The organism is Thalassolituus sp. UBA6592 (assembly GCF_002433655.1).
Taxonomy (GTDB): domain Bacteria; phylum Pseudomonadota; class Gammaproteobacteria; order Pseudomonadales; family Oceanobacteraceae; genus Venatoribacter.
Genome location: NZ_DJIO01000068.1, coordinates 1 through 10,443, shown reverse-complemented (window position 1 = coordinate 10,443; position 10,443 = coordinate 1). Strand labels below are relative to the sequence as shown.

General features: G+C 52.2%; 13 protein-coding genes. 7 read left to right on the top strand and 6 right to left on the bottom strand.

What is annotated here, in order from left to right; genetic code table 11:
- On the bottom strand, positions 1–1,068 hold a 1,068-nt coding region (locus B2Z72_RS06730; protein WP_297004412.1), incomplete at its 3' end, for an NADP-dependent isocitrate dehydrogenase.
- A gap of 268 nt (positions 1,069–1,336) precedes the next feature.
- On the opposite strand from B2Z72_RS06730, the gene B2Z72_RS06725 reads away from it, so the two are divergent.
- The 4 genes from B2Z72_RS06725 to hflD all read left to right on the top strand — a co-directional run bounded on the left by B2Z72_RS06725 (position 1,337) and on the right by hflD (position 4,244).
- On the top strand, positions 1,337–1,981 hold the full coding sequence (locus B2Z72_RS06725) for a pseudouridine synthase (RefSeq protein ID WP_296980757.1): 645 nt from the start codon (positions 1,337–1,339) through the stop codon (positions 1,979–1,981).
- Positions 1,982–2,065: 84 nt separating this feature from the next.
- Positions 2,066–2,515, top strand: a complete 450-nt coding sequence (locus B2Z72_RS06720) for an NUDIX hydrolase (RefSeq protein ID WP_296980759.1) — start codon at positions 2,066–2,068, stop codon at positions 2,513–2,515.
- 3 nt (positions 2,516–2,518) lie between these two features.
- Entirely contained in the window at positions 2,519–3,616 is a 1,098-nt protein-coding gene (mnmA, locus tag B2Z72_RS06715; RefSeq protein WP_414716349.1) for a tRNA 2-thiouridine(34) synthase MnmA, read from the top strand.
- Positions 3,609–4,244: a high frequency lysogenization protein HflD gene (gene hflD / locus B2Z72_RS06710; RefSeq protein ID WP_296980762.1), complete on the top strand. Its 636-nt coding sequence runs from the start codon at positions 3,609–3,611 to the stop codon at positions 4,242–4,244. Before mnmA ends, hflD begins: the two co-directional genes overlap by 8 nt.
- 158 nt (positions 4,245–4,402) lie before the next feature.
- Here hflD and B2Z72_RS06705 read toward each other — a convergent pair whose 3' ends face one another.
- From B2Z72_RS06705 to B2Z72_RS06690, 4 genes are all read right to left on the bottom strand, one after another.
- Complete coding sequence (locus B2Z72_RS06705; protein ID WP_296980764.1) at positions 4,403–4,942, bottom strand: hypothetical protein; 540 nt, start codon at positions 4,940–4,942, stop codon at positions 4,403–4,405.
- Positions 4,943–5,075: 133 nt separating this feature from the next.
- Positions 5,076–6,122 (bottom strand): NAD(P)-dependent alcohol dehydrogenase, encoded by a 1,047-nt coding sequence (locus tag B2Z72_RS06700; protein WP_296980765.1) that lies wholly within the window; start codon positions 6,120–6,122, stop codon positions 5,076–5,078.
- A gap of 200 nt (positions 6,123–6,322) precedes the next feature.
- Positions 6,323–6,724, bottom strand: a complete 402-nt coding sequence (locus tag B2Z72_RS06695; protein WP_296980767.1) for a GFA family protein — start codon at positions 6,722–6,724, stop codon at positions 6,323–6,325.
- 33 nt (positions 6,725–6,757) lie between these two features.
- Positions 6,758–7,252 (bottom strand): hypothetical protein, encoded by a 495-nt coding sequence (locus tag B2Z72_RS06690; RefSeq protein ID WP_296980768.1) that lies wholly within the window; start codon positions 7,250–7,252, stop codon positions 6,758–6,760.
- Between the two features lie 339 nt (positions 7,253–7,591).
- Here B2Z72_RS06690 and B2Z72_RS06685 point away from each other — a divergent pair, with 339 nt between their 5' ends.
- Together B2Z72_RS06685 and dusA are read left to right on the top strand one after the other, a co-directional pair.
- Complete coding sequence (locus tag B2Z72_RS06685; protein WP_296980770.1) at positions 7,592–8,116, top strand: hypothetical protein; 525 nt, start codon at positions 7,592–7,594, stop codon at positions 8,114–8,116.
- Between the two features lie 170 nt (positions 8,117–8,286).
- Complete coding sequence (gene dusA, locus B2Z72_RS06680; protein WP_349681242.1) at positions 8,287–9,354, top strand: tRNA dihydrouridine(20/20a) synthase DusA; 1,068 nt, start codon at positions 8,287–8,289, stop codon at positions 9,352–9,354.
- A 120-nt stretch (positions 9,355–9,474) separates the two neighbouring features.
- On the opposite strand, the gene B2Z72_RS06675 is transcribed toward dusA, so the two are convergent.
- Entirely contained in the window at positions 9,475–9,792 is a 318-nt protein-coding gene (locus B2Z72_RS06675; RefSeq protein WP_296980771.1) for a rhodanese-like domain-containing protein, read from the bottom strand.
- A 196-nt stretch (positions 9,793–9,988) separates the two neighbouring features.
- Between B2Z72_RS06675 and B2Z72_RS06670 the strand changes: the two genes are divergently transcribed.
- On the top strand, positions 9,989–10,443 hold a 455-nt coding region (locus B2Z72_RS06670), incomplete at its 3' end, for a transaldolase family protein (protein WP_297004410.1).

Below are 10,443 nucleotides of genomic sequence, written 5' to 3'. Positions count from 1 at the left end.
TGGCATAGAAGCATCAACGATTACGTCGTTTGGCACGTTCAGGTTGGTAATGCCTTTGTCGGAATCAACCATGGCCAGCTCAGGACCGTTTGCGTATGCAGCTTTGATATCAGCTTCGATAGCTTCACGCTCTGCATCCGGCAGGGTTTTGATTTTCGCCAGAACATCACCGAAACCATTGTTCGGATTTACGCCCAGCTTCTCAAAGGTTTCTGCGTATTTAGCAAACAGATCTTTAAAGAATACTTTTACTGCGTGACCAAAGATGACCGGGTCAGAAACCTTCATCATGGTCGCTTTCAGGTGCAGCGACAGCAGAACGCCTTCTTCTTTGGCTGCAGCAATTTCTTTCGCGTAGAACTCTTCCAGAGCAGCGCAGCTCATTACGGAAGAATCAATAACTTCACCGGCACGCAGTGCTGTTTTGTCTTTCAGTACGGTAACGGAACCGTCTTCTGCAACAAACTCGATGCGAACGTCGGAATCTTCGTTAACGGTAGTGGATTTTTCACTGCCGAAGAAATCGCCGTGGTCCATGTGTGCAACGTGAGTTTTGGAATCCTTGCTCCACGCACCCATGCTGTGTGGGTTTTTGCGGGCAAATTCTTTTACCGATGACGGCGCACGACGGTCAGAGTTACCTTCACGCAGAACAGGGTTTACTGCACTGCCCTTGATTTTGTCGTAACGTGCTTTGATATCTTTTTCTTTATCATCTTTCGGTTCGAACGGATAATCCGGAACCGCAAAACCTTTTGCCTGAAGCTCTTTAACCGCTTCAACAAGCTGTGGAACAGATGCAGAGATGTTAGGCAGCTTGATGATGTTTGCTTCAGGACGGTTAGCCAGTTCACCCAGCTCAGCCAGGTCGTCTGAAATACGCTGTTCTTCTTTCAGGTATTCAGGAAAGGTGGCCAGAATACGGCCGGACAGGGAAATGTCGCGGGTCTCAACGGCAATGCCGGCAGGCTGTGCAAATGCTCTGATGATCGGCAGCAGAGAATACGTAGCCAGAGCTGGTGCTTCGTCAGTCTCCGTGTAAATAATCTTAGGGGTATCAGTCGACATGGGTGCTCCTGTGAGGTGCTGGTTGCTGTATCGCCTGAGTGGCAGCAGTACTGGCTTTTGGCCGGTTAAACTGATTAGCTGCACACTCACTGATCGAATTCCACCCGGCTCTTAACCGGTGGAAGTTTGCCGTAATATTAGATAGATACGGGCCGGATTGTTTCCGGCGGCCAGTCAGGCCCGGGCGCTAATTTGTAGTTTTTCTACAAAAAATGCAAGCTAGACCAAAGAATAAGTAGTTTTCTTACAAAACCTTGTGAACATTCTGATGGCCACTCTCATCCTTTTGAACAAACCTTTTAACGTCCTTTCCCAGTTTAGCGATCAGGAAGGACGATGCACATTAAAGGCATTTATTGACCTGTCCGATGTCTATCCGGCTGGTCGTCTCGATTACGATTCTGAGGGCCTTATGTTGCTCACAGATGACGGACGCCTGCAGGCACAGATCGCCGACCCGAAACACAAAATGGAAAAGACCTATTGGGTTCAGGTCGAAGGGGCTCCTCAGGAGTCCGATCTTGAGCCGCTGCGCCTGGGCGTCACCCTAAAGGACGGACCCACACGACCAGCCAGAGTCAAGACTATACCTGAACCAGCCATTTGGCCACGCAACCCACCGATCCGCAAACGGGAAAATGACGTCACCACCTGGCTCGAAATACGAATCAGCGAAGGACGTAACCGCCAGGTACGGCGAATGACTGCGCACATCGGCTTCCCTACCCTGCGCCTGGTCCGTGCAGCGATTGGCCCGTGGCGACTGGAAAACCTGAGACCTGGAGAGTACCGCAGGCAAACGATCAACCTGCCACAGCAGAGTGACAGCACAGCCCGCGGGAGGCGGGGTTCGGGCAATAGCAAGGCAAAAACCAACAGCGCACGCAACAGCACGTTGCGCCGGCGCCGTTAATCCGCAGGCAGTATCCGGGACTGCGGTTTGAGCCGCCCCCGGCCTTTCAGGTAGAATCAGCAATTGATTTTTACAGGCATTGTTATGAACGAGCGCTGGACACCACACGCAACGGTTGCAACCATCGTTGAGCAAGATGGTAAATTCCTGATGGTTGAGGAAATTGCTCTGGGTGAGCAGGTAATCAACCAACCTGCAGGACACATAGAACCCGGCGAAACGGTCGTCGATGCGGCTGTTCGTGAAACCCTGGAAGAAACCGGCTGGCACGTCGAGCCGGAAGGCCTGGTTGGGCTCTATATATACACGGCACCGGCCAACAACATTACCTACCACCGTTATTGCCTTTTTGGCCGGGCGATCCGTTACGACGAAAATGCGCCCCTGGACGATGGCATTATCGGCCCGAAATGGATGACCATCGACGAACTGCGCGCCAGCGATGCGCTGCGCTCGCGTATGGTTCTGACCTGCGCCGAAGACTACCTCAGCGGCAAACGATTCCCGCTGTCAGTGATTATTGAGCATTCCTGAATGATGAAAACCCCTGCTGAAACCAAAGTCATTGTCGGCATGTCCGGCGGTGTTGACTCCTCTGTCTCTGCCTACCTGTTAATGGAACAGGGATATCAGGTGGAAGGCCTGTTCATGAAGAACTGGGACGAAGACGACGGCACGGAATACTGCACCGCCAAAGAAGACCTGGCCGATGCTCAGCAGGTATGTGACAAGCTGGGTATTCACCTGCATACCGCTAACTTTGCTGCCGAATACTGGGATAACGTATTCGAATACTTTCTTGCAGAATATAAAGCCGGGCGCACACCAAATCCGGACATTCTCTGTAACCGCGAAATCAAATTCAAAGCGTTCCTGGAGTATGCCAAAGTATTGGGCGCAGACCTCATCGCAACCGGGCATTATGTCCGCCGGCTGGATGACAATGGCCACACCTATCTGCTGAAAGGCCTGGATCCGAACAAAGATCAGAGCTATTTCCTGCACGCCGTCGGTGAAGCCGAGATAGCTCAGACACTTTTCCCAGTAGGCGAGCTGGAAAAACCAGAGGTGCGCCGCATTGCTGAAGAGCAGGGATTAGTAACAGCCACCAAAAAAGACTCCACCGGCATCTGCTTTATTGGCGAACGGCGTTTTAAAGACTTTCTCAAACAGTACCTGCCAGCACAGCCTGGCCGCATCGAAACCGACAAAGGCGAAGATATTGGTGAGCATCAGGGTCTGATGTATCACACCCTCGGACAACGTCAGGGACTGGGTATTGGCGGTCTGGCCGGCTATCCGGATGAACCCTGGTTTGTCGCTGGTAAAGACCTTGAGCGTAATGTGCTGATCGCTGTTCAGGGTAAGAACCACCCTCTTCTGTTTAAAGACTGGCTGACCACGGAGCAGGTTTTCTGGGTTAATAATGAGCCGGAACTCCCGCTGCGCTGTAAGGCCAAAGTACGCTACCGCCAGGATGATCAGGATTGCGTTATCGACAAAGTTGATGGTGTCTATCACGTCACGTTTGATAAACCGCAACGTGCGATCACACCTGGCCAGTCGGTAGTATTTTATTCAGATGCCTGCTGCCTTGGCGGCGGCGTTATTGAACAGACCGGAAATCATGATTAATCCGAACCAACAGCAGGTTATCGCCCTCGCCGCCGTCGTACAGGCCGCCAGTCTTGTCGAGCAACTGGCACGCACTGGAGATATTTCCGGTGATGCCAGCGATCCGTTATTACAGGCGGTGTTCAATCAGTCGCCGGAAAATTTCCACGACATTTATGGCAACGCCCGGGTCAATCTCAGTGTTGGGCTGAACCACCTGAATTCCATTGTCGGACGTACAGGGCGCGATATTAATCCCGATGTCACGCGCTACACTCTGAGTCTGCTGTTGCTGGAGCGCAAACTGAGCAAGCGCGTGGATATGCTGAAAACCCTGGGTAACGGCATACATTCCGCATCACGTCAGGCAGAGCATTTTTCCATCGGTCATGAAAACACCATTGCCGCCCTCGCCGACCTGTACAAAAGCACACTGAGCAATCTGAGCTTCCGGATTCATGTGACCGGCAATCCTACCTACCTGCAGAACAGCCATACCGCAAATAAGGTGCGGGCTTTATTACTGGCCGGAATTCGCGCCGCCATCCTTTGGCGTCAGGTCGGCGGTAAGCGCTGGCATCTGCTGATTGCGCGCAACCGCTACCAAAAAGCCTGCCAGCAACTGCTCGGCACGGATACCAACAAGTAGTACCAGCAATTAATACTGCTCCATTAATACTGCATCGTTAATACCGACATCCGGGTGTTCAATAAAGCATTGAGCACCCGGACATAACACCCCGACAGAACGCCCTGACTGTTTTTGTATATCTACGGCGCACTATTGGATTCTGCCTGTGGCAGCGCTTACAGCACCTCCACAACCTCCCGGGTTGCTTCAATCAGACGAATCAATTTGCCACCAATTCTGACGGTAAGCAGTCCGTTTTCATCGACCGGCACCACAATCTCATGGTGATCATAGATATCCCGATCAAGGCGCTGCCCGACATGAACGCGTTTCTGCCAGCCTGGCGGCAGAGAACCACCGTTATGGACTTTTTTCTCCAACCCCGGCGGCAGATCACCACCTTTATGATCATGTTTATCTTTATCCGCCATCGCCGGATAAGCGATCAAAAGAACACCTGATAACATGGCGGCGATTTTCAAGCCATTAAACGGACGTAATTTCATCAGACTGGTTTCCTCAATCATTAACAAGGTGCACTCTACCAGCCTGCTGTTTTTAACTCTGTTTTCTGCGCCACAGAACCGCTGAAAAGTGACGGGAACTTTTACGGACAGAGCTACTGCAATCCGGCGACGTAAATGCCCGGTCAATTGCCCCTGAAAAACTCTTGGCAAAAACCCATTGGCAAAAAACCAGAAAAGAATCTGACACAAACATAAAAAAGCCCTGCATTGCAGGGCTTCCCGTAAACTGATCACTGCACGTAGCTCACTGATCAGATCATTCTTTCATCTGTTATGCTTCTTTCATCTGTCTGAAATAAAAGAAGCATGGTACGCCCGTCGCTTAAACGGATACGCCAGACATATCCATAACATAGCGGTGAGCAATATCACCTTTTTCCATAACAGCGTAGGCATCGTTCAGCTGGTCCGGAGTAATCATTTCACAAATCGGATAAATGTCGTGCTCTGCACAGAAATCCAGAACCTCCTGAGTTTCTTTAATGCCTCCAATCAGTGAACCGGCCACACGACGGCGACCGAGCACCAGGAATGCTGACATAAAGTTTTCCATGGGACCCACCTGACCAACGATGGCCAGCGTGCCGTCAACATCCAGCAGCGGAGTATAAGCATCGACATTATGCTGAACAGGTACGGTATCAATAATCAGATCCAGTGAATTGCGCGCGGCTTTCATCGCGTCGCTATCGGTGGAAGCCAGAATGCCTTTTGCACCAATGGCTTTGGCCTCTTCTTCTTTTTTGGTGGAGCGACTGAGCACAGTAACCTCTGCACCCATTGCTACAGCAAGTTTTACCGCCATATGGCCAAGACCGCCAAGACCAATAACACCAACACGGGTGCCTTCTTTCACACCCCAGGTGCGCAGCGGAGAATAGGTTGTAATACCTGCACACAGGATCGGCGCCGCACGGGACATATCCATACCGTCTGGCACGCGCAGAACAAATTCTTCACGCACAACAATATGCTTGGAGTAACCGCCCTGATTCACCTCTCCGGTAATACGATCCGGCGAACCGTAAGTCTGGGTCAGACCTTCACGACAGAACTGTTCTTCATGGTTATGACACTGATCGCATTCCAGACAGCTGTCGACCATACAACCAACGCCAACGTTGTCGCCCACTTTGTATTTGGTTACTTCCGAACCCACTTCCAGAACGCGTCCGATAATTTCGTGACCCGGAACCAGAGGGTAAGGCTGAGGACCCCAATCGCCGTTTACTGTGTGTAAATCCGAGTGGCAAACACCGGAGTACAGAATTTCAATGGCAACGTCATTCGGACGAAGGTCACGACGCTCAAAGTGGTAAGGCACCATATTGGCATCCGAAGAATGTGCCGCAAAACCGATGGTTTTCATGTAAGGCTCCTGCTGGTTATCCTGTTAATAAAAAACACTGCAATATGTCGCTCTGCAGTTATTGTAAATCGTGATTTTTGGTGTCCTATTACAGCCTGATAGTTCATCCTTTTACCTGCACAATCTTCGCTCATTCTTGCCCGATTCTGTTCCGGCCCAGACGAACGACACCGCATACTGACAAAGGTCATGCACCTTTATTATTGCGGAAAGCCCGAAAAGCGTGGCAGAGTGCTCAGGCTTTCTTCCCATGCAGCAGCACTATTAACGAACAAATGCGCTTCCGGCAGGATAGCTGGCGCCTGATCGAGACTGCCAGCCGGCACAATGCAGAGGTCCCCACCCAGTTGGGCATTGGCTACAGCAGACCCACAACACGAACAAAAACTGCGCACATGCCTGGTTTCAGCCTTACGGAAGTTGGAGACCAGCTCTTCACCTGCCAGCCATCTAAGCGCACCGACATGGGTAAAGAGATTCGCAGCAAAGGCGGACCCGGAGTCTTTCTGGCAAAAAGAACAGTGGCAAACAAAAAAATGCGTGAAAGGCTGAGTTATTTCAAAACGGACCGCTCCGCAGGAACATGAACCTAAAGCAGACACAACAAACCTCCTTATTTCTCTTGGGCAGACCTTCTATCGGATGAGAATATAGCCAAATTTCAGGTGATGCATGTACTCCCGGAATATCAGCAACTGAGCGAAAAACACAGAAGAGGTGTCAGGCTCATCACTCTGCGCTGGGCGACCGGCTGCAATTTCAGCGTAGCGGCCAAACAGGCGCTCCAGATCATCACGGTAAAACCGGTGCGGTTGCTCAGCAGCGGTTATAGAGTCGTCATCGCCATTCAGGCCAGGTACCGACAGGCTCAGCCGGGCAAGGTTTCGGATAAATCCAACATCGGTTTCCAGACTATACCCATCATAGGGAATGTCTTTAGCCACCCGCTCAATTTCGTCTTCGATGTAATTAATGGCATATTCGATATCGTCATAGGTCGGCGGGGAATGACGAAAATAGCGGCTGCTGATTAATTCATAACCAACGGGTAAGATTATGACGTTATCCCGCCCACCAATCACAAACTGTGACTCCTGCGCGCCGATGGTCATGCGCACCCGATTATTCATATCCTGACTGCTCACATTCTTCCCCACATTCCTGGACAACTCTGTTCAATAATGATCCGAATCACGCAGATAAATTACCCCCACTTTTGCGCACACACAAATCCCACACACAAGCACACACCAGCCAGGCGGCCATATAAAAGATGGCCCGCCCTCGCCAGCCCAACCTCACCCGCCCCCTTGCCAGCCCACTTTCAGCACCCGCCCAGGGAACAGGTCCGGAAGTCGCAAACTGCGCTCAACAGGATGAACTTTAGTCGCCTTTACGCTCCCGTACGTTGACCGGCCTGAAAGAAATACGGATGGTTTGAGAATGAATTTCTTCACAAGGAGGTTGTTATGCAAACCATCAGACAGGTTCTTTTGACTGGCTGTGCATTGTTCGCCTTAAGTCATTACGCCGGTGCAGCGGAAGATACTCAGCCCCATGCAGAAACCAGCGACCTCAGCTATGAAAGTTACGTTCATTCCAACAATCGCTTTAAGTGCCTCTATGGCTATGCCGCGGAAAAGACGGGTGACCATGAAGCGGCCATGGCCATTTTCAATGACTGTATTGAACGCTGGAACGATGTCTACTCTATGATCTGGCTGGCGCAGATGTACGAAGCCGGAGTGTCTGTTCCCCGGGACCTTCAGCGCTCAACCGCATTGATGAAACGCGGCGCTCATGTCGAAGCGGACAGCAGCGCAGAAGACGGAGCCGGTTATGCCACACTGGCACGCTACCATTATGGCAAAGCCCTGTTTTATGGCATTGGCACCAACAGCAATAAGGAAGAAGCCGTCTATTGGCTGAAACGGGCCGCGGACGAAGGGTTGCCGGATGCCGTGCTGTTCCTCAGGGAAAACAGTCTGCGCTGAGTCAGCTCCCTTCGGTCAAAGGCGGAAGGCTGGCCCCTCCCGCCTTTTTGCTGTACCTTGCGCGCCTCCTGAGCCCGCAGGCCAATCCTTCGATAAATGCAGCTGATCAATGTACAATTACTGACCAGCTGCTACCCGACGGCAGCGGAATTTACAGCCAAAGATTCAGTATGATTATGCCTTCCAAGCCCGCAGTAAATCACTCACCTTCCACCCTTAAAGCGGGGGCACGTCGCTTCTCGACGGCTCCGATGATGGAGTGGTCTGACCGACATTGCCGTTACTTCTGGAGGCTGATGAGCAAAGAAGCGTTGCTGTACACGGAAATGGTAACCACCGGCGCTCTGATTCATGGCGACCGCTCGCGCTTCCTGCGCTACAGCGAAGAAGAGCACCCGGTTGCCCTGCAGCTGGGCGGCAGCGATCCGGCGGCGCTGGCACAATGCGCTCAGTTCGCTGAGGAATGGGGCTACGATGAGGTCAATCTGAATGTTGGCTGCCCGTCTGACCGGGTGCAGAACAACATGATCGGCGCCTGCCTGATGGCACACCCGGCCCTGGTCTCAGACTGCATCAAAGCCATGCAGGACGCCACTGCCATTGATGTGACCATCAAGCACCGTATCGGCATAGACGACATGGACAGCTATCAGCAGCTGCATGATTTCGTCGGTCAGGTGGCGGACACTGGCTGCAAAACCTTTATCATCCACGCTCGCAAGGCGATTCTGCAGGGACTCTCCCCCAAAGAAAACCGCGAAATTCCGCCGCTGCATTACGATACGGTTTACCGCATCAAACAGGAGTTTCCGCAGCTGGAAGTGCTGATCAACGGTGGCATCAAAACCCATGAAGAATGTGCACAGCATCTGCAGCACGTCGATGGCGTTATGCTGGGCCGGGAGGCGTATCACAACCCGGCGGTTATGCTGGACGTTGACGCCCTGTATTACGGTGCACAGCCGGCAAGTCCAGATAAAGTGGAGATTATCCGCAGCCTGTATCCATACATTGAAGAGCAGCTCAAAGACGAGCGCACCACGCTGCACCACATTACCCGCCATACTCTGGGGCTGTTTAACGGCCAGTATGGTGCGCGTCTGTACCGCCGCATTCTGAGCGAGAAGGCACCGCGCAAAGGCTCAGGCATTGAAGTATTGGAAGAAGCGCTTCAGGCACTGATTCCGCCGCCGGAATTTATTGCCGAAGCGGAGCTGCGGGCAAAGCAACAGAGCTGAGCGGCCATGCAGTTTATTTACGGCCAGGCTATTCATGACCTGGCAACTCACGGCCGGGCACCTCTCGCTAGGTATAAAACGCCTTATTGAATCCACTCAGCAGCAGACAGAGACTGGCAACTACTCAGCAGCGCCCTGGTAGTTCAGGGCTGCTCCCAGACTGCCGACATTCTCAACCTCACTGTACCCCATGGATTCCAGCGTTGCCTGAGCGACACCTGCCCGGGCTCCGGAGCGGCAATAGAGTTTGATATCCGTGTCGCTTTCAAGCGCCAGCTTGCCGATCCGCTGGGCAATTTCATCGAAGGGAATGTTGACTGCGCCTTCTTTGTGGCCGGCATTAAATTCCTGCGCCGTGCGCACATCAATCCAAACAGTTTCCCCGGCCGTTGCCAGTGCTGTGAACATCCACAAAGCAATCGTGTATAGTGCTTTCATAATGCCTCGCAAATCTTTGTTTGAACGAATGTTTGCCACGCCATGAATTCGTACGGCTGAGTGCAAAAGTTTCCATAACCGCAAGGTTATACTAAAGACTGAGCGTAACCAGCACAATCCCCGACAACTCGCACAAAGCGGCTCTTATCGGGGGTTCGTAAACTGAACATGACACAGAAGACGATCCGGATTTCACATGAGTAAAATGGACGCATTAAAAAGCATGACCGTGGTGGTTGCCGACACCGGCGACATTGAAGCCATCCGCCAGCACACGCCGGAAGATGCCACCACCAACCCTTCACTGATCCTGAAGGCGGCGGAACTGCCCTCATACTCCCAGTTAATTGACGACGCCGTACTGTGGGCCAAAGACAACGCCGGTGACGAAGATGTTATCACCGCCGCCGTGGATAAAACCGCCGTTGCTATCGGTACTGAAATTCTGAAACTGGTGCCCGGTCTTGTTTCTACCGAAGTCGATGCACGTCTGTCGTTCGATACGCAGGCCACTATCGCCAAGGCGCATAAGCTGATTGCACTGTACGCAGCGGAAGGCATCAGTAAAGACCGCATTCTGATTAAAATCGCTTCCACCTGGGAAGGTATTAAGGCAGCCGAGCAGCTGGAAAAAGAAGGCATTCACTGCAA

What these genes read in the sequence shown, in the direction of transcription:
- B2Z72_RS06725 (WP_296980757.1), top strand. Translation starts at nt 1,337, where the DNA reads ATGGCCACTCTCATCCTTTTGAACAAACCTTTTAACGTCCTTTCCCAG.
- B2Z72_RS06720 (WP_296980759.1), top strand. Translation starts at nt 2,066, where the DNA reads ATGAACGAGCGCTGGACACCACACGCAACGGTTGCAACCATCGTTGAG.
- mnmA (WP_414716349.1), top strand. Translation starts at nt 2,519, where the DNA reads ATGAAAACCCCTGCTGAAACCAAAGTCATTGTCGGCATGTCCGGCGGT.
- hflD (WP_296980762.1), top strand. Translation starts at nt 3,609, where the DNA reads ATGATTAATCCGAACCAACAGCAGGTTATCGCCCTCGCCGCCGTCGTA.
- B2Z72_RS06700 (WP_296980765.1), bottom strand. Translation starts at nt 6,122, where the DNA reads ATGAAAACCATCGGTTTTGCGGCACATTCTTCGGATGCCAATATGGTG.
- B2Z72_RS06690 (WP_296980768.1), bottom strand. Translation starts at nt 7,252, where the DNA reads ATGAATAATCGGGTGCGCATGACCATCGGCGCGCAGGAGTCACAGTTT.
- B2Z72_RS06685 (WP_296980770.1), top strand. Translation starts at nt 7,592, where the DNA reads ATGCAAACCATCAGACAGGTTCTTTTGACTGGCTGTGCATTGTTCGCC.
- dusA (WP_349681242.1), top strand. Translation starts at nt 8,287, where the DNA reads ATGATTATGCCTTCCAAGCCCGCAGTAAATCACTCACCTTCCACCCTT.
- B2Z72_RS06675 (WP_296980771.1), bottom strand. Translation starts at nt 9,792, where the DNA reads ATGAAAGCACTATACACGATTGCTTTGTGGATGTTCACAGCACTGGCA.